Below are 18,113 nucleotides of genomic sequence, written 5' to 3'. Positions count from 1 at the left end.
ACAGTCATGACGGTCTCTCCTTTCGGCTCGGGCGAGCAAAAGAGAATGCTCGCGCTGGATTGTCGATAAGTAGGGCATCAATCTCGCGTTGACTCAGGCCGACATACTCCAAGATGGTGGGCACCATTCGGAGTATGTACCCGTAGCCGTGCCCGCCATATTCGGCGAGTCTGTGTTTCATGGCGATGTCTTGGCCAACCAGAATGTTTTCGCCATATCCGCCGTCGATGAGCGCGGCAATCATTTTGGCGCGCTCGACATCGCCGGGCATCGGCATGCCGCGCGCTTCGGGTGCGATCCACGGCTCAAGCCCGAAACAGTCGAAGGCAAGAAAGCACCCCGTTGCCGCAAGTTGACGCAGGCCTGCGTCGTCATCGATGCGACGATCCACGTGGCAGATCACCACACTTGAGGGAGCGACGCCCTGCTTGCCAAGTTCGTCGACGTGGTCTCTAGCGGCCTGGCGGTTCCGGCCTGTATGCACGCTGATGGCTACGCCAGTGTGACCGTGGGCAATCGCCCCGGCGGCCAAAACCTTCCGCTCGTTCGGTCGGACAGGCCACGAACATCCCAGTTCGCCGATCACGCCTGCGCGAACACTCGATCCGGCTATCCCCGTCTCGATGTCGTCGACGAAACGGGCAGCTATACTTTCGACCGGCTCATCGTCCAGTCCTGCAGGGTGGGAGTCTTCGACGTAATGGCCGCACCCGAGCACGATCTGCACGCCTGATTCGACGGATATTCTTCGGACATCGTCGGGCCGCGGCCCGAGTCCATCGCAGGTGACGTCGACGATCGACGCACCGCCAGGCTGTTTGAAGTGGCCGACCTCGCGGATAGCAAGATCGATGTCGTCAAGCACGCAGTTGTCGAGGACGTCGATGTGGTGCTCACGGAGCCACCAGAGTTCACTCTGCGCGACAGATGTCACAAGAACGTCACGATGGTCGGAGGCTCGGGTTTTGCCGGCAAATCTCCACGACATGTCGCAGAGTATATGTTCGTGCGCCGAGGTTCGTCCGAGGTCCCTGGGCGCGATATCGCCCGTGACGGTTCGGATGATGCGCCCTTCGGAGTGATTCATGACTTTGTCCTCATGGTTCGTACTCTGGGATCGATGATGCCGTAGACAAGATCGGTGAGGAAGTTGATCGTCACATATATGGCCGCGATAACCAGAACGGCGCCTTGCACCATCGGGTAATCCCGCTGCGCGATCGCATCGACGACAAGCCGCCCGAGACCAGGAAGGGAAAACACCGCTTCGGTAATGACGGTTCCGCCGAGCAGAGTGCCGATTTCGATCCCGACGACCGTCAGAACGGGGATGGACGCGTTCCGAAGCGCATGCCGATTGGTAATCGACAATTGGTGCAGGCCTTTGGAATACGCCGTCCGTACGTAGTCTCGACTGAGCTCATCGAGCATCGCACCTCGGGTCATTCGAGTAATGCCAGCGGCGCTCGTGAGGCCGAGCACCAGCGCAGGCGTAATGACCGTCGAAAGGTTTCTCAATGGGTCTTCGAACAACGAGGTGTACCCAGTTGGGGGAACCCAGCCCAACCACATCGATCCGACAAGGAGAATTAGCGTTGCCGAAATGTAGGGTGGTATCGCAGCACCCAAAAGGGAGATCCCTCGGGTGATGTGGTCCAGCAAACGATCTTGGTTGCGTGCACCGATGACGCCCAGAGGAATGCCCACGAGCAGCGCAATAATGATCGAAAACAGAGCGATCTCGGCGGTCAGAGGTAGGCGATCGAGAATCGTGTCCATGACGGGCTCAGCAGTTCGCCAGGACGTTCCTAAGTCGGCGCGAAGGACATTGCCGACCCACGAGAAGAATTGCACGTAGATAGGCCGGTCGAGACCGAATTCTCGCTCGAGCCGGAGCGCAAGCTCGGGAGAACTTGCACCCTCGACACCGAGTATGGTCTGGGTGACATTCCCCGGTATTGCTAGGAGGACGACAAACACAATCGTCGACAAGCCGAAAAGGGTTCCTATCCCGTTTACGACTCGCCAGGCCATGAAGCGAATCATCGGCTCCCCTTTGGGTCGAGTGCGTCTCGGATGCCGTCAGCCAGGATGAACAGCGAAAGGACCGTGAGGGTGATCACGGCGCCCGACGCCAGCGTCATCCAAGGCGCGACGGTCAGCACGAAACGACCTTCACCGAGGATCGAGCCCCACGAAGCGGTCGGCACCTGGGCGCCCAAGCCCAGAAAGCTCAACGCCGACTCGATAAGGAGTGCTTGTGCGAGCCCGAGACTGACTTGCACGGCGATAGGTGTTGAGATGTTCGGCACGAGGTGGCGTACCGAAATTCGCCGACTCGAGGCACCGATGACTTTGAGTGCAGCCACGTAGTCGTTCGAGACTTCCATAAGAACGCGGGCGCGTGCGACACGGGCGAAGACTGGGATGTAAATGATTGCAATCGCGATGGCGGCGTTTCGTGCGCTCGGACCGAGAGCGGCTGCTAGCGCGATTGCCAGCAGCAGGGGAGGGAAGGCAAAGAGGATGTCGACCGCGCGCATGATGATTTCATCGACCTTGCCACGCAGGTAGCCGGAGACGACCCCGATGGCCCCACCGACCAGCGCACCAACGGTGATACTCACGGCAGCGACGAACAGCGACACCCGGGATCCGTAGATGATGCGACTGAACAGGTCTCGTCCGAAGCGGTCGGTACCCAACCAATGTCCGCTTGACGGTGCCACCAGTCGTTCGAAGCGGCTGAGGGTGTTGGGTTCGTGGACCGAGACTATCGGCGCGAACACCGCTAGCAGGATGACAATCACCAAGAAGCTCACCGCCAACAATGATGCCGGGCGGTGACGCAAGTCGCCGATGAACTCCCTCACCGTCTGTATCCGATCGAAGATGGGGGCGGGCGATGGCTTGTGCCATCGCCCGCCCCCATCGGGCCTAGTTCTCGATAAATATGGTCTCGAACCGCCGCTCGATCAGCGGCAGTGGCTCATAGCCCTTGACTTCGTCCGCCCAGCCCCACAGGGACCGCCCGACAAACAGGAAGGAATACGGCATGAGATCGTTCACGAGCTTGCGTTGCAGCTCGTGGTAACCAGAGATCCTGTCTTCGTCGGAAGCGGCCCACACCTGGCGGACCAACTCGTCGAACGACTCATCGCAAACGCCTGAGTAGTTCCACGGTCCGTTGCACATGAACGAGTTGCCGAAGGGGATGTCAGGATTTGGCGCTCCACCACTCGAGCCGAGGATCAGGTCGTAATCGAAGGTCGTCAGCCTGTCTATCCAGACGCCGGACTCAACCATCTCGATACTGACGGAGATGCCGACGGCTGCCAACTGCTCAGCGACCACCGGTGCAATTCCGACATGCGCTGCGTTCCCGCTGTTGGCCGTGAGCGTCACCGACAGGTCAGTGACGCCTGCTTCGGTGAGGAGCTGTTGCGCGCGCTGAGGATTATGGCTGTACGAAGTGAACTCACTGAAAGGAAGGACGAGTTCTGTCTGGGCGGGCACGATTGGTCCCGTGACGTCTGCTCGTCCGTCGGCCGCCAGGTCAACGACCGCTTCGCGGTCGAGGGCGAAACTGATCGCCTGACGCACATTGGGATCGTCGAAAGGAGGCAGGTTGAAGTTGTAGGCCAGGTACTGGTAGGCCAGTGACGGCGATTCTGTATAGGTCAGGCCACTCGCCCCATCAATTTGCGTAGCGACCAGTGGGTCGCTGAATTGGAACCAGTCGATCTCGCCGGCTCGCAACGCTGCCACAGCTGATACCTCATCGGGAACGATTTTGAACACCAGTTCGTCAAGATGCGGTTTGCCTTCATCCCAGTAGTTGGGATTTGCGACGAGGACGATCTCGCTGCCGGATCGCCATTCCCCAAACATGAAGGGTCCAGACCCGCCGGAGGTGCGCCGCAGGTCGCCGTTCGATTCAACGACGTCGCGGTCCATGAGCAGGCCGCCATTCGCCGCAAGAATTGCCAGCAGCGCATTTGGCGCGGCATCAATGAGCGTGAACATCACCGTGTAGTCATCGAGTGCTTCCACGGACGACACGTTTGCGAACAGGCCCTGACTTATGGCCTCCTCTGACGTCCATCGTTCGTAGGAGTAGACGACGTCCGCTGATCTCAGTGCCCGGCCGCTGTGGAACGTCACGTCCTGTCGAAGGACGAACGTGACCTCCAAACCATCGTCGGACCAACTCCACGATTCCGCGACCTGTGGTTCGTAGGCGAGATCGGGAGCGAATCTGACGAGCCGGTCGTACATCGGAAGAAGGACGAGATAGCTCGTGAGAGCGGTCTCAAGAACTGGGTCAAGAGAAGTGGGCTCTGTTGTAGTGCCGGCGGTGAGACGCCCGCCCCGAGCGGGTTCCTCGACCGGTGCCGGCTGCTGCTCGGAAGTTGCCGTCGTCTGCTCGGAAGTCGTCTGCTCGGAAGTTGCAGGTGGTGTCGTATCGACCACCCCCGAATCTCCGCCGCTGCAGGCCGCAGCGAGCATCGCAAGCGCTCCCACCACAGCAATCCGTCGTATGCGTCGCACTTTGCCACCTTTCGGGTCGTGCTCGTCATCGAGCATGGAATAGAGTCGACTGTGGTTGGTCGACAGTGTTGACCCTAGCACTGCCGCTGGACTACGGTCACCAGGAAGAAGAGTCAGCCGGTGTCTGGAGCTCAACGTGGGTCGAATCTCTGGATTGAGCACGCCCCTGAACGCTGTGGAACCAGCGAACGGTCGGCCCACGGTGCTCGAGCTCCGCAACATCGATGTGCTTTTCCGACGCCGAAACCAGTCCGTGCACGCTGTTCGCGGGGTGAGCCTCGACGTGGGAGCTGGCGAGGCCGTGGGAATTGTCGGAGAGTCTGGCTGTGGCAAGAGTGCGCTGGCGCTGTCGGTACTCGGCCTACTGCCGCCGAGCGCGCAGGTCAGCGGCAGTGCCCGCATGCACGGCCAGGAAATCCTGTCCATCCGGCGGGCCGAGCTGCGCAAGTGGCGTGGCAATCAGGTGGGGATGGTGTTCCAGGACCCGATGGGGTCTCTCAATCCTCTCATGAAGGTCGGCCAGCAGATCACAGAAACCATTCGTGCCCACAAGGCGGTCTCTCGCAAAGCTGCGCGGCGCAGGGCCATTGAACTGCTCGAGATGGTCGAGTTGAAAGATCCGAAACGGCACGTGGATTCCTACCCGCACGAGTTGTCGGGCGGGATGCGTCAGAGAGTCATGATCGCCATCGCCTTGTCGTGCGAACCGACGCTCTTGATCGCAGACGAGCCGACGACGGCACTCGATGTCACCGTGCAAGCCCAACTGCTCGACACGCTGGACCGTCTTCGAACCTCATTCGGGATGGCGCTCATCTTGATCACGCACGATCTAGGGGTGGTTGGACGGGTCTGCTCGAAGATTCATGTTGTCTATGCCGGCCGGATTGTCGAGTCAGGCCCACTGGGTGCGGTCATGCGATCGCCCGAGCATCCCTACACGATGGCTCTGCTGTCGTCCCAGCCTCGGGTTGGGAGCAAGAGCCGCGAACCGGTGCGTTCCATCGACGGATATCCGCCTTCCATGGAGGACCCAATCGTCGGATGCAGCTTCCAACCCCGGTGTATTCATGCGACGGACGAATGCTCCCATAGTGATCCTGCGTTGGTGGGCGTGGGTGACGGTCGCCGGGCTGCATGTATTCACGTCGGCGCGCTTGACCGGCGGTTATGAGCATGGACCCCTCGTTGCTTCGCGTGGAGGATCTGACCGTTCGATTCTCACGCCGCGGCATGCCGGAGTTGACGGCTGTCAAGGCAGTGAACCTTGAGTTGGCGCAGGGCGAGGCCCTCGGCGTCGTCGGTGAGTCCGGTTCCGGCAAGTCAACCCTGGCGCGGGCAATCGTTAGCATCCAACGCCTCACATCCGGCACCGTGGAGATTGATGGCCACGATCTGTCGCGCTACAAGCGCGTGCCTCTGCACCTTCGCCGAAAGGTGCAGATGGTATTCCAGGATCCGGCGAGCAGCCTCGATCCACGCCAACGCGTTGGATCGGCCGTTGAAGAGCCGCTCACTGTCCACAGCCTGCTCGAAAGGTCCGAGCGCAAAGCTCGAGTCGCTGAGATTCTGCAGATGGTCGGCCTCAATGAGCATCACGCGGCGCGATTCCCGCATGAACTTTCGGGTGGTCAACGCCAGAGAGTCGCGATCGCCCGCGCACTGGCCGTTTCACCGCAACTGATTGTTTGTGACGAAGCCGTCAGTGCACTGGACGTCTCAGTGCAGGCGCAAATCATCAACCTTCTCATCAAGCTGCAGGATCAGCTGGGCCTGGGACTCATCTTCATTGCTCATGATCTGACGGTGGTTCGCCACCTCGCCCACCGTGTAGCGGTCATGCATCAGGGCCGGATCGTTGAAACCGGACCTACTGCGCAGGTCTACGACCATCCGCAGCATCCGTACACGATGGCGCTCCTTTCGGCAGTCCTGCCCGCGCACCCCGACGACCGCCTTCCCGATCGCATCATGCTCAACGCTGACGTCGGCGAACTCGACGAGCCAACCGAGCGAACACCTATTGGAGGATGTGCGTTTCGTAGTTCGTGCTGGCGTTGGAAGGAGAATGGCGAACACGCCATCTGCGCGACGACCGAGCCACAACTCGATGAGATTTCGGCTCATCACCTGCACGCCTGCCATTTTCCGACGGCCAAAGCCATCTTGCCGGCAGGAGGTCAGTGATGTCCACTCGTTCGATTGAAGTCATCGACTCGCATACGGAAGGCAATCCGACGCGTGTTGTCATTGGGGGAGTGCAGCAACCGCCCGGGAATTCAGTCCTCGAGCAGCAGCGCTGGCTCGCCAAGAACGACGACGGGCTACGTAAGCTGCTGAACTGGGAGCCGCGCGGTAATCCGATGATGTGCGCGGTCCTGCTTGGCCCGGCGCACGACTCAAACCTTGATTTTAGTGCCATCATCATGGAGCAGGATGTCTACGTACCGATGTGCGGACATTGCGTGATCGGTGCCGCGACGACAGTCTTGTACGCGGGCATCAAACCGATTGAAGGCGACGAAACAACCGTCCAGTTCGATACACCTGCCGGTCCCGCCCGATGCACCGTTGATACGAGCGGCGGAGAGATCGGCGCTGTCACGATCGCCAATGTGCCGTCGTTCTTGCTCGAGGAGGGACGTGCCATTCAAGTCCCGGGTGTGGGTCGCGTCACCATCGCTCTCGCCTTTGGCGGCGACTTCTACGCCATCGTCGACGCCGATGCGCTCGGCGTGCAGATCGACAGAACGCAGGAAGGTCCGGTCGGTGAGCTTTCTCGACAGATCATCCGTGCGGTAGAGGCATCCGGAGGAGCACGGCACCCAAACCGCGAGGGAATCGACCGATGTTACGAGGTGTTGTTCACGACAGCGCATCCCTCACCGCGAACGTTTCGCCACACCGTGGCCTCACCGCCCGGAAAATACGACCGCAGCCCGTGCGGCACGGGGACCTCTGCACGACTCGCGGCGTTGATTGCCAAGGGCGAGGCCCAGTGCGATGAAGCCTACGAGTTTGAGGGTCCGCTCGGCACCAGATTCAAGGCCATCGCCACCGAGGGGCCGTCGGTTGCGGGCGTCCCAACCATCTTGCCGAAGATCACCGGTCGGGCCTACGTGACGGCACGATCCACAATTCTCGTGCATCCGGACGACCCGTTTCCCGACGGTTACCGGATCGGCCCTGACAGCGAGCATCAGGCGGTGACTTCATGAGCATGCCAAGCGCGCTCGACCTGACCGGACAACGCGTGGTCATTGTCGGCGGAACGAGGGGAATGGGCCTGGCAATCGCCGAGCTTTCGATGACGCTGGGTGCCGATATCGCCATCGCGGCGCGCACGGCTTCGCGGGTTCAACTCGTCGCCGAGGACTTTTCGGCCCGATTCGGCCGGCCGGTGCAATCGGCCGCCTTGGACATCGCCGACAGACCTGCGGTCGCCGACTTCTTCGAGTCGCTCGGTGCCTTTGAACACCTGGTGTTGCCAGGTTCAGAAGTCAACCCGCGTCGCTACGACGACTTGACGGACGAGATCGCACGGGCGTCGTTCGACAGTAAGTTTTGGGGCCCGTTCTGGGCTGCGTTTGACGCACGACCGCATTTGAGTGCGGGGGGGAGCGTGACGTTTTTCAGTGGCGTGGCCGCAGATCGCCCCGTGCCCGGTTTTGTGATTGGTGCAGGCATCAACGGGGCGCTCAATGCACTCACCCGGTCGCTCGCCCTCGAATTTGGCCCGCTCGGCGTGCGGGTCAACTGCCTGGCTCCGGGAGCTGTGCGAACACCGTTGTGGGACAACATCGATCATGGCCTCAGTTCAGATGAAATGGCGACCCGAGCTGTCGCTTCCCTGCCATTGCGGCGGGTGGGGACAGCCGAAGATTGCGCCTTGGCCTGCGTCTTGCTGATGTTGAACAAGTTCGTGACCGGTGAGGTGCTGGGCGTTGATGGTGGCGCCGAATCGATGCCGCTCAGTCATGTGGGGAAGGCCTAATGCGTGCGGTGACCGTGACGGGCGAGATAGATGAAGCCTCGATGGGGATCACGCTCGCCCATGAACACCTGTACGTCGATTCACGCTTCCTGTGTTCCGACCCGAGCGCCATCGACGTCCCGATTGGACAGGTAGACGAGGAACAATTGCGCGCTGAGCCGATGCGCTTCGTCCAGAACCTCGACATGCGCGACGAACGAATTGCGGAGGCGGAGCTGTCCGCGTTCAGCGCTGCAGGCGGAAAAACACTGGTCGATCTGACCTGCCATGGGCTTTCGCGTGACCCTGAACTTCTCAGGCGCCTGTCGATCTCGACGGCAACCAACATCATCATGGGCACCGGTTGGTACGTAGAAGCCGCGCACCCAGCCGGCCTCACGCAGCGGGGCTGTGACGCGCTGGCCGGCGAGATGGTCGACGAGATCGTCGTCGGCGTCGGACCAAACAAGGTGCGTGCTGGAGTTATCGGAGAGATCGGCACCGGTGATCCTTTCACCGACGCAGAACGCCTCGTCGTAGCTGCTGCCGCACGGGCCCACCTGGAAACCGGCGCGCCGGTGAATGTCCACATGGCTGCTGGATGCCGCCAGGTGATGGCCGTTCTCGATGTCTTCGCCGACGAGGGCGTACGAGATCTCAGCCGGGTCATCATCAGCCACATGGACGTTGTGCTTGACCTGCCGCAACAACGCGAGGTGATCAGTCGTGGAGCGATCGTTGAATACGACACGTTCGGCCACGAGAACTATCCGGATAGTCGTGGATTTCTGATGCCTACCGACGACACCAGGCTTCAGGCACTGGCGACGCTGTGGGAAGAAGGGCTGATCGGGCGGGTGCTCGTGAGTCATGACGTCTGCCAACGGTCCCTGTGGCTGCACTATGGCGGACATGGGTACACAAAACTTCTCGCCGACCTTCCCACCAGGCTGGCGAGCGTCGGTCTCCCTAGCCGCGTCTGGATGGACCTGCTCACGGTCGGCCCGCAGGGGGTGTTCGGCTATTTGCCGACATAGTGCAACTCCAACCATTCAATGATGCAGTCGACTCAATGATACAGTCGACTTTGTACCGAAAGGATTATCATGTCTGAGATGCGCGGGATCGTCGTCCCACTTGTTACACCGTTCGCTGCCGACAGCAGTATTGACGTCGACCGACTCGTCAAGCATGTCGATCGTGTGATTGAGGCAGGGGTCCACGGTGTGATCGTTGCGGCGAGTACGGGTGAAGGCGTGTCACTGCTCGACGGCGAACGGGATCTCCTGATCAGAACGACGGTGGAAGTGGCGGCGGGTCGCGTGTTGGTCCTTGTCGGCTGTTCGTCGTACGCGACGAACGACGTCGTGGCCAAAATTGACCGTGCCGCCGAATTGGGCGCGGTGGGGGCGATGATCACCCACCCGTACTACGCACTGCCAGACGAGCGCGAGTTACTGACGCACTACGAGACGGTTTCGGGGCGTGTCGCACTGCCCGTGATGGTCTACAACAACCCGGCCACGACCGGCATCGATATGCAGCCTGAAGCGTTCGCCGAGGTGCTGAGCATGCCCAACCTTGTTGCCGCCAAGGAAAGCTCTGGAGATTGCACACGAATCCCCAGGCTGCGCCGCCTTGTTGCACCGGAGTTCCCACTGCTGTGCGGTACCGATAACCAGGCCTTGGAGCAGTTCGTGGGAGGTGCCGACGGCTGGGTAGCGGGCGTAGCGAACGTCATCCCGGCGCAGTGTGTGGCGTTGTTCAACTTGGTGGCTGCCGGCGATCTGGTCGGCGCTCAGTCGCTGTATCGACGCATCTACCGGTATTTGACGGCAGCTGAATTGACGGGCAAGTACGTCCAGGTCAACCGAGCCGGTCTGGAAGTGCTCGGTTTCCCTGTCGGACCGCCGCGGCAGCCACTGCTTGCCATCGACGAGGAACTGATGGCAGAGGTTGCGTCAGCCGTCGAAGAAGCCAACAGGACTCAGGAACTGTCATGACGGGGTCAGACGCCGATAGGTATCGTCGTTCTCGAGAGCTGCTTGCCCGCGCCCAGGCCTCGATCCCCGGCGGCGTTACGTCATCGGTGCGAGCAGGCGCCGTGCCTCTTCCGCTCTACTTCGACCGGGGTGCCGGGTCTCGGCTCTGGGACGTTGACGGCAATGAATACATCGACTTTCTGCTGGCCTACGGCCCTTCGTTTCTCGGCCACTCACCTCCCGCTGTCGCCGAAGCTTTGTCTCAGCAGGCCCAACGTGGGCTCACGTTCGGTGCGCAGCACGCCGCCGAAGCCGAGGCAGCCGAACGGATTCTTCGCGCGGTGCCAGGCGCGGAGAAGGTCATGTTTGCGTCAACCGGTAGTGAAGCTGTCGCGGTTGCCCTTCGCGTCGCTCGCGCCTACACCAACCGACCCAAAGTCGTGAAATTTCAGGGCCACTACCACGGATGGCTGGACGGGATGTTTGCCTCCGTCGGTAATGCCATGTCACCGGAACATCCTGCAGAGAACTTGGCCTGGCCGCAAACCGCGGGGACGTCGCCCGGCGCCACGGCCGACACGTTGACCTGCCGTTGGAACGACCTCGAGGCGCTGAGCCAACTGATGGCGGAACGAGGCCACGAGATCGCCGCCGTCATCGTAGAGCCGGTCAACGTCAACGGCGGGGTAATCCTGCCTAGTCCTGGGATGCTCGCGCTGATCCGCGATCTCACGGCGCGCAACGGTGCAGTGTTGATCTTCGATGAAGTCATCACAGGGTTTCGTATCGCACTCGGAGGGGCACAAGAGCGCTACGGGATCCAAGCGGACTTGGCGGTTTTCGCCAAAGCGATCGCTGGCGGATTCCCGGTCAGCGCAATCGCGGGATCCGACGAACTCGTCTCGGTCATCAACGATGGCCGACTCGCGCACAATGGCACCTTCAACGGCAATCCGATGGGGACGGCAGCCGTCATCGCCACTCTCGATGTGCTGCTCGGGTCGGCGGACGAGATCTATCCGCGGCTCGAACGACTTGGCAATCGGCTTGCTGACGGGCTTGCTGCGCTCTCGCCGTCTTTGACGGTGCGCTCGATCGGGCCGATTTGCGCGACGAGCTTCGACGAACCTGCCGATGTTGTTCGCATCCAGGACCGGACCGGGGGTGACGTTGACAAACAGCAGGCCTTCGCCACGGGACTGATCGACCGAGGCATTCATTCGACCGGATTGTGGTACCTGTCGACAGCCCACACTGAAGGTGACGTCGACGCGGCGCTGGAAACGGCAGCAGACGTTATGGCAACCATCACCTGAGGCTAGGACGACTTATGGAGTCCGTTGCGAACACCAGGCCTTATCTGCTGGAGTGGGGGTCCCCCGTTGACCGGTCACCTCGATTAGGAGGTAGCCATGTCAACGACGCAGGCACAGAGCCGGTCGGGGCCGGTGTTGCCGCAGGGTCGTACGCGAAGATCGTTCCCCAGAGAATTCAAGGCTGACGCTGTCGCTTTGGTGCTCGACGAGGGCCGCACGATTGTGTCGGTGGCTCGGGCGCTGGGGATCGGCGAGTCGAATCTGGGCAACTGGGTCCGTCAGGCGCGTATCGACCGCGGCGAACGCGAGGGGCTCACCACCGGCGAGCGGGCCGAGCTGGCGCGGTTGCGGCGGGAGAACGCGCAGCTGCGCATGGAGCGCGATCTGCTCAAACGAGCGACGGCCTTTTGGGTGAAGGAATCGGGACAGTGACCCGCTATCGGTGGATCGCTGCCCGGAAGGCCGAAGGGTTCCCGACCGCGATGTGCTGCAGGGCTGCGAAGGTGAGCCGGCAGGCGTTCTATGACTGGCGGCGCCGGTGCGCGGCTGGTCCGACGGACCGTGAGGCGGCCGAGGCGGACCTGGTGGCGGAGATCAGCCAGATCCATGCCGCCTCGGGCGGCGCCTATGGGTCTCCTCGGGTGGCAGCGGAACTGCGCGCCAGAGGGCATCGGGTGAACCCAAAGCGTGTCGCCAGGCTGATGAGAGCCCACCAGATCGCCGGGATCCGCCCTCGGCGCCCCAAGCGCACCACCACCCCGGCACGCTCGGCGCCGAAGCTTCCCGATCTGGTGGGCCGCCGGTTCGCTCCGGGCCGGCCCGACCGGGCGTGGGTGTCGGACATCACCTAGGTGCGCACCGGCGAGGGCTGGCTGTATCTCGCGGTGGTGCTCGACTTGGGCAGCCGCCGGCTGCTGGGACACCAGATGAGCGAACGCATCGACACCCGGCTCGTCGCCGACGCGCTCGACATGGCCGCCAACACCCGAGCCGGTCGCACCGCCGGGATCGTCTTTCACTCCGACCGCGGCAGCCAAGCCGGATTCAAGGGGTCGTCGCAACACCGGGCTGTTGAAGAGAGCGTAGGTGTTCGTTGAAGGCTTCGGCGGGCGTTTGCCAGTCGAGTGTCTTGCGGGGTCTGGTGTTGAGGGTGTGTGCGACTGCGTCGATGTCGTCGCGGCTGTGGCGGGCGAGGTCGGTGCCTTTGGGGAAGTACTGGCGCAGCAGTCCGTTGGTGTTCTCGTTGGTGCCTCGCTGCCAGGGGCTGTGGGGGTCGCAGAAGTAGATGTCGAGTCCGGTGTCGGTGCAGAGCTGGGCGTGCTGGGCCATCTCGGCGCCTTGGTCCCAGGTCAGCGAGCGGCGCAGCTGTTGGGGCAGTGTGCTGACCGACGCTGCGATGGCGTCGCGGACCGCTTCGGCGCCATGCCCGGCCAGGGGCGGCCCGTTCTTGACCCGTGGCTGTTGGCCGTGGCCTTCCATGCGGGGCAGGTGCAGCAGCATCGTGAAGCGGGTGCTGCGCTCGACGAGAGTGCCGATGGCCGAGCGCTCCAGCCCGATGATCAGATCGCCTTCCCAGTGGCCGGGCACCGCCCGGTCCTCGATCTCGGCGGGCCGCTGGGAGATCAGGATCTCCGGGGTGATGAACTTCTTGCCACGCTGGCGAGTGCGGGCCCTGGGCACTCGCAGCGCCCGCCCGGTCCGCAAACAGGCGACGAGCTCTCGCTTGAGGGCGCCGCGTCCTTGCACGTAGAGCGCTTGGTAGATGGCCTCGTGGCTGATTCTCATGGTTTCGTCATCGGGGAAGTCGAGCTTCAGCCGATGCGAGATCTGCTCAGGGCTCCATGCGGTGGCCCAGCGCCGGTCCGCCCGGCGACCGTGACGGCGACCAGTGAACGGCACCTCGGGGCCGGCCACCAGCCCGCCGTCGGGCCTGGCGATCCGCCCGGCCAGACGATCGGCCACATAGTCCCGCAACCGGTCGTTGGCGGCGAGCTTGGACACCTTCGGACGGCTCGCTCGCCGCTCGGCGTGCCATTGCGCCGTCGACGCCCGATACGCCAGCTCGTTGCTGCGCGTCGACGCGTTGCGGCGAAGCTCACGCGAGATCGTTGACGCGCAGCGGCCCAGCTCCCGGGCGATCGCCCGCACGCCAGTCCCCTGTGCGTGCAGGATCGCGATCTCCTCACGCTCGGCAAAGGACAGATAACGGCCCGAAGTCGGCGACACCTCCACAGGACACATCCCGCCAGCCTCACGGAACCATCTGGTCCCAACCGCCTGGGACACCCCCGCCAACCCGGCCGCGTCCTCGCTCGACACCCCACGAGCGATCGCCTCCCAGAACCGAACCCGGTCCTCACGACACGCCACACCGGGCCGGCCCGGCGACCAGACCTTCCCACGAAACTCCCGCACCGCCATCTGACGCTGATGCCTGGTCTCGGCCACGAACCACCTCCATCACGAGGCGTTGCAACCACCGATTGAATCCGCCCAATACCTCGCCAAGAACCTCCGCACCTGCGTCGCCGGCTGGGGACTGGCACAGTCGGTGGGCCGTGTCGGCCCGTCCGCGGACAACGCCGTGGCCGAGGCGTTCTTCTCCAGCCTCAAACGAGAACACGTCCACCGGCACCGCTACCCCGACCGCGCGACAGCCCGCCGGTCGATTTTCGAATGGCTCACCCACTACAACACCACCAGGCGCCACACCAGCCTCGACTGCCGAACACCCGACGAATACGAAGCCAACTACCGTCACACCACGAGCGACTAGCCCGTCTTAACCACCTGACCAGTCAACGGGGGGAAGTGCCTGTCGAGGTCCTCGTTGTGGAGTACGAGCAAGACCGGCACGTCGCATCCGAGCCAGAAGTTGAAGCGCTTCTTGTTGCGCTCCAAATACCACCAACCGACGATCCCACGGCCCTCCCCTCTCTTCGGTCGCCCGAAATATGACTCTCCCGTCTTGACCTGCACTCCAATGTGGAATTCCTCCACGCCAAGACTCGAATCGCGGGCTTTTGCGAGCAGGTCTATGCCTCGGTCGTCTCGCGCGTTGTCCGCGATGCCCCACCAAAAGGGAGGTCGCTCCAACTTGAGTCCGACAGCGCTGACACCAATGTTCCCAAGCTGTTGCGGAGTAGGTCCCGTCATTGCGGGACCTTCGGATTCGCGCACATCAGACCGTCGCCTTTGTCTCCTGTCACGCCGACGCCGGGTTGACCGACTGCGGTGCTCAAGTCAGATCCGGGCTGCGGTCCACCCGTCGCCACAGCGGCGATGCTGGCCAAAGCGATCTCGTCGGACGATCCCACGAACGCCGCGCGAACCTAGCCGTGGGACTTTGGCGCATTTCCGAACTCCGCGAGGCTGACCTGTGCACCATGCCCTTCGACGTACGAGCCCGATCAGGCCGCTCGATCTTCGTCGAGTCGCGGCGTGGGAATGCTGGCTGGCGCGAAGCCGGGATTGGTCGGCTGCTCGAGGCCTATGGCTAGGGCGGTGAGGATGTTGTCCGGGCTTCGAAGGTCGAGGCTGATGGTTGCGTAGTGGCGGCCGCCGTGGAGGATGCGCAGCAGGTCTGCGACGCTTAGAGCGCCTGCGATGGCACCGACGAAAGAGGCGGCTGCCGTGGCGCCGGCCAGTTCGATGACTCCGCAGAGCGCATCGCCCGGGGGCTCGCCTTGACCGGTGCGTTGGCTGATTTCGGATTCATAGGCGGCGGCCAGCGGATAATCCGCCTTTTCATGGTCCTCGAACGCCGTCATTGGCGTGAGTTGCGACGGAAACGAGTGGATGAGCATGTCGAGGTAGCCGGTTGGGCCCGCGCCAAGTCCAGCGTCGACAACCCGAGAGAACTTTTTGCCGAGGGCTCGCCGAGGCTCAGGCTTGTCGAAGCCGGCGAGCGCCAATCCCGGCTCCTGTGGCAATGGAATCGTGTTGTCGTCGAAGCGCCGTTCAGCCAGACGGGTTCGATGGCCGAGCGCTTCCAGATGTGCCTGCACGACGCGGGTCTTGTAGCGGCCAATGTCGGATTGGTCGGTCAGCAGTCCAGTGGACCAGTTGGCCTTGATGATCTGGTCGAATTCGACGAGGAACACCTCGAGCTCCTCAGGCCGCTCGTAGGGCAGGCAGCCGAGATTCCACGCATTCGCTTGACCGAGGTGACCCAAGCCGAGCAGCCAGAGGCCGTTTGGCAAGAACTGAAGTGCTGGCCCGAGTGCATCAGATGACCGCCATCCCAAGTCTGGCCGCCACAACGAGAGCCCAACAGTGCGGCGGGCGGCGATAGGGGAGCCGAGCAGGTGCTGGAACAACTCCGAAATCCCTAGTGCGCCGGCCACGACGCCGGCTAGCGGGATTGCTGGTTCGCATGATTCGGTACCGGTGGAATCGCTCACGCCACCGCACCAACCGTGCCATGCGAGGTTCAACCGCACCTCGTGTCGGGCCTGGTGACGTGGGAGAGGTGTACCGATTCGCAGCGCCGGACGGTCAGGGTCTAGCTGGTCCACTACAACGCCCCTGAATTCGCCAATTGCCTCAACAAGCTTCTGGCCACGTGCCCACGGCAGCGAGAGATCTGGGTTGTCGGTGATGGCCACTTGAACGCCGCCGAGCATCGCTCGATGTCCTGTGTTGAGGGTCGTCAGCAGCGCTGGCTGCGCGGCGAGATCCGTGGCGATGTCGGGCCCCACCTCAACTTGGAGAACAAGGTCATTGAGGCGACGGTAGGCATCGTCGATGTTGTTCGCCTGATTCCCGTCCATCAGGACCTTGGCCGTTCGGTTGAGCTCGTCGCGGCCGATGGCGTTCATGCCCATCTCCTGATCGACAGGCGTCGAGCAGCATTCCGCCCGAACCAGGAAGCCCATTCACCATTGCCGAAGTACTGATGCACACCGACATGGCGGGGCTTGACTCGGCGTGTCGCAAGGTGAGGCACGATCAAGGCGACGTGCTCGACGCGGGCGACCATCGGATTGTCCCTGTCGATGTAGCTCTGCTGGACCGATGAACCACTGTGGGTGTGGACATCCGCGATCACGGTGAGCTGCCTCGCCTCGCAAATGTCCCAGAGCTTGCTGAAGGCGTGTCCCTCAATTTCGATGTGCCCGCGCAAGCACGCTGGGTCGAGATCATCGAAGTACTCGACGTGAGCGACGGTGCGTGAACCGGAGGGCGGCGCCAAGAGAAACGCCCCAGCCTCGCGCCTGCAATCTCCTCGGCGGCCGAGCTCTCGGATCAGCGAGCGCCACTGCCGACGGGTGAGCCTGACGAGCGGCTGACGAGCCGTACTAGATGCCCGTGTAGTCATCAGCGTTCAGCAGTTCGTGGACACGGCCGAGGAAGAACGCGATGTCACGTCCGGGGTGCCAAGCGTCCCCTGGATGTTGATTGGGCCAATCGGAGTGGCCCTTCAAGGCCACGCGATCCCACGGGGCGTACAGCGCTCGTCCATTCTTCCAATCAGTGCGAAATACCCAACCAACTCGATCACCCTTCGGCCGCCGGTCCGGAGCGAGGAGCGCATTGAGACCAAGGTCCCAAGGTGTGGCAGTCGGCGCCTGCTGCGGATAGCCCGACAGGTCAATTCGGAGTCCGTACTCGCTTGGCGAGTCGGGGCGCCCGGCAGCGGACACGGCGAAGTTGCCGATCGGCCAATCGAGATCGATCAGCCGCCAACGCCCGCCATCGACGCCACCCCGGAAGGCAGCGGAATTCAAGGCGGCGCGCAGTGCCCGCTGGTCAGGCGCCAAGTCCAACGCCATCACTAACCCTCAAACCGCTTTCTCGGAACGAGGTCAAGATCAACATCACAGCGATCGCTGGTCACGAGGGAACCCAGATGAACCTCGGGATCGACGATCTCCTTGCCGCCGCGGACGATGAGGCCATGCTTGGGGATCTGCTCATTCGGCAGCTTGAAGCCGTCAGGACCCGCAGCCCAGCGATGTACCCGAGCAACTTGCGTCGTCGGAGGGAAGGCCTCGTCGAGACTCTGGTCGTGATGACGGACGCGCGCCTTGACACTGGCACAGCGTCCGCGGTGCACATGGCACTGGTCGGTGACCCCCGCGTCAATCAACGGGCAATCGATGTCCAGCGGTTCGCCTTGGTCTGACAGCCAGACTGAGTCGACGGATGCCCCGATTCATCAGGCGCCAGCAGGTCCCGCACGTGGCCATCACGGCTGACTGAGAGCACCTGCAGGTCCATCACGCCCTCGGTGTGGACGTAGACCTCGATGACGTTGTCCGTGTCGGGATTGTTCGTCGTAGTCAATTC

22 protein-coding genes are annotated in these 18,113 nt (G+C 62.6%); 11 read left to right on the top strand and 11 right to left on the bottom strand.

The annotated features are described in order from the left end of the window. Positions 1-4: 4 nt before the first annotated feature. The 4 genes from ACOCMM_RS18075 to ACOCMM_RS18060 form a co-directional block, all read right to left on the bottom strand. Positions 5-1,087, bottom strand: a complete 1,083-nt coding sequence (locus ACOCMM_RS18075; protein WP_419554523.1) for a phosphotriesterase family protein — start codon at positions 1,085-1,087, stop codon at positions 5-7. Further along, complete coding sequence (locus ACOCMM_RS18070; protein WP_419554522.1) at positions 1,084-2,046, bottom strand: ABC transporter permease; 963 nt, start codon at positions 2,044-2,046, stop codon at positions 1,084-1,086. The genes ACOCMM_RS18075 and ACOCMM_RS18070 overlap by 4 nt, the downstream gene beginning before the upstream one ends. After that, on the bottom strand, positions 2,043-2,873 hold the full coding sequence (locus ACOCMM_RS18065) for an ABC transporter permease (protein ID WP_419554521.1): 831 nt from the start codon (positions 2,871-2,873) through the stop codon (positions 2,043-2,045). Before ACOCMM_RS18065 ends, ACOCMM_RS18070 begins: the two co-directional genes overlap by 4 nt. A gap of 64 nt (positions 2,874-2,937) precedes the next feature. Further along, positions 2,938-4,587: an ABC transporter substrate-binding protein gene (locus ACOCMM_RS18060; protein ID WP_419554520.1), complete on the bottom strand. Its 1,650-nt coding sequence runs from the start codon at positions 4,585-4,587 to the stop codon at positions 2,938-2,940. Positions 4,588-4,705: 118 nt separating this feature from the next. Between ACOCMM_RS18060 and ACOCMM_RS18055 the strand changes: the two genes are divergently transcribed. The 10 genes from ACOCMM_RS18055 (at position 4,706) to ACOCMM_RS18010 (ending at position 12,919) form a co-directional block, all read left to right on the top strand. Continuing rightward, the gene (locus ACOCMM_RS18055; RefSeq protein WP_419554519.1) at positions 4,706-5,725 is read left to right on the top strand and encodes an ABC transporter ATP-binding protein; all 1,020 of its coding nucleotides are present in this window, start codon (positions 4,706-4,708) and stop codon (positions 5,723-5,725) included. Between the two features lie 2 nt (positions 5,726-5,727). Next, complete coding sequence (locus tag ACOCMM_RS18050; RefSeq protein WP_419554518.1) at positions 5,728-6,738, top strand: ABC transporter ATP-binding protein; 1,011 nt, start codon at positions 5,728-5,730, stop codon at positions 6,736-6,738. Continuing rightward, positions 6,738-7,769 carry a proline racemase family protein gene (locus ACOCMM_RS18045; RefSeq protein ID WP_419554517.1) on the top strand — a complete coding sequence of 344 codons (1,032 nt, stop codon included), beginning with the start codon at positions 6,738-6,740 and terminating at the stop codon, positions 7,767-7,769. Before ACOCMM_RS18050 ends, ACOCMM_RS18045 begins: the two co-directional genes overlap by 1 nt. Continuing rightward, complete coding sequence (locus ACOCMM_RS18040) at positions 7,766-8,545, top strand: SDR family oxidoreductase (RefSeq protein ID WP_419554516.1); 780 nt, start codon at positions 7,766-7,768, stop codon at positions 8,543-8,545. The genes ACOCMM_RS18045 and ACOCMM_RS18040 overlap by 4 nt, the downstream gene beginning before the upstream one ends. Further along, positions 8,545-9,561 (top strand): phosphotriesterase family protein, encoded by a 1,017-nt coding sequence (locus ACOCMM_RS18035; RefSeq protein WP_419554515.1) that lies wholly within the window; start codon positions 8,545-8,547, stop codon positions 9,559-9,561. Before ACOCMM_RS18040 ends, ACOCMM_RS18035 begins: the two co-directional genes overlap by 1 nt. 69 nt (positions 9,562-9,630) lie before the next feature. Further along, positions 9,631-10,527, top strand: coding sequence for a dihydrodipicolinate synthase family protein (locus ACOCMM_RS18030; RefSeq protein WP_419554514.1), 897 nt, complete (start codon positions 9,631-9,633; stop codon positions 10,525-10,527). 101 nt (positions 10,528-10,628) lie between these two features. Further along, entirely contained in the window at positions 10,629-11,822 is a 1,194-nt protein-coding gene (locus ACOCMM_RS18025; protein WP_419554513.1) for an aspartate aminotransferase family protein, read from the top strand. A 96-nt stretch (positions 11,823-11,918) separates the two neighbouring features. Next, positions 11,919-12,254 (top strand): transposase, encoded by a 336-nt coding sequence (locus ACOCMM_RS18020; RefSeq protein ID WP_419554512.1) that lies wholly within the window; start codon positions 11,919-11,921, stop codon positions 12,252-12,254. Further along, on the top strand, positions 12,251-12,673 hold the full coding sequence (locus tag ACOCMM_RS18015; RefSeq protein WP_419554511.1) for an IS3 family transposase: 423 nt from the start codon (positions 12,251-12,253) through the stop codon (positions 12,671-12,673). Before ACOCMM_RS18020 ends, ACOCMM_RS18015 begins: the two co-directional genes overlap by 4 nt. Further along, positions 12,674-12,919, top strand: a complete 246-nt coding sequence (locus ACOCMM_RS18010; protein WP_419554510.1) for a DDE-type integrase/transposase/recombinase — start codon at positions 12,674-12,676, stop codon at positions 12,917-12,919. Here ACOCMM_RS18010 and ACOCMM_RS18005 read toward each other — a convergent pair. Further along, positions 12,867-14,243 (bottom strand): IS30 family transposase, encoded by a 1,377-nt coding sequence (locus ACOCMM_RS18005; RefSeq protein WP_419554813.1) that lies wholly within the window; start codon positions 14,241-14,243, stop codon positions 12,867-12,869. The two genes, ACOCMM_RS18010 and ACOCMM_RS18005, sit on opposite strands and share 53 nt — an antisense overlap. 49 nt (positions 14,244-14,292) lie before the next feature. Here ACOCMM_RS18005 and ACOCMM_RS18000 point away from each other — a divergent pair, with 49 nt between their 5' ends. Beyond that, positions 14,293-14,598, top strand: coding sequence for an integrase core domain-containing protein (locus ACOCMM_RS18000; protein ID WP_419554509.1), 306 nt, complete (start codon positions 14,293-14,295; stop codon positions 14,596-14,598). On the opposite strand, the gene ACOCMM_RS17995 is transcribed toward ACOCMM_RS18000, so the two are convergent. From ACOCMM_RS17995 to ACOCMM_RS17970, 6 genes are all read right to left on the bottom strand, one after another. Beyond that, positions 14,595-14,978, bottom strand: a complete 384-nt coding sequence (locus tag ACOCMM_RS17995) for a DUF4365 domain-containing protein (protein ID WP_419554508.1) — start codon at positions 14,976-14,978, stop codon at positions 14,595-14,597. The two genes, ACOCMM_RS18000 and ACOCMM_RS17995, sit on opposite strands and share 4 nt — an antisense overlap. A gap of 254 nt (positions 14,979-15,232) precedes the next feature. Then, positions 15,233-16,642 (bottom strand): hypothetical protein, encoded by a 1,410-nt coding sequence (locus ACOCMM_RS17990; RefSeq protein WP_419554507.1) that lies wholly within the window; start codon positions 16,640-16,642, stop codon positions 15,233-15,235. Then, complete coding sequence (locus ACOCMM_RS17985; protein ID WP_419554506.1) at positions 16,639-17,016, bottom strand: hypothetical protein; 378 nt, start codon at positions 17,014-17,016, stop codon at positions 16,639-16,641. The genes ACOCMM_RS17990 and ACOCMM_RS17985 overlap by 4 nt, the downstream gene beginning before the upstream one ends. 106 nt (positions 17,017-17,122) lie before the next feature. Beyond that, positions 17,123-17,596 carry a DUF7665 family protein gene (locus tag ACOCMM_RS17980; protein ID WP_419554505.1) on the bottom strand — a complete coding sequence of 158 codons (474 nt, stop codon included), beginning with the start codon at positions 17,594-17,596 and terminating at the stop codon, positions 17,123-17,125. Between the two features lie 2 nt (positions 17,597-17,598). Then, a complete protein-coding gene (locus tag ACOCMM_RS17975) occupies positions 17,599-17,913 on the bottom strand; it encodes a hypothetical protein (protein ID WP_419554504.1) in 315 nt (104 codons plus the stop codon). Continuing rightward, complete coding sequence (locus ACOCMM_RS17970) at positions 17,910-18,110, bottom strand: hypothetical protein (protein WP_419554503.1); 201 nt, start codon at positions 18,108-18,110, stop codon at positions 17,910-17,912. Before ACOCMM_RS17970 ends, ACOCMM_RS17975 begins: the two co-directional genes overlap by 4 nt. Positions 18,111-18,113 lie beyond the last annotated feature (3 nt).

Source organism: Candidatus Poriferisodalis sp. (assembly GCF_965198245.1).
GTDB lineage: Bacteria > Actinomycetota > Acidimicrobiia > Acidimicrobiales > Poriferisodalaceae > Poriferisodalis.
Note: the sequence above shows the minus strand (reverse complement) of the source record. Positions and strands in the feature narration are given on the sequence as shown.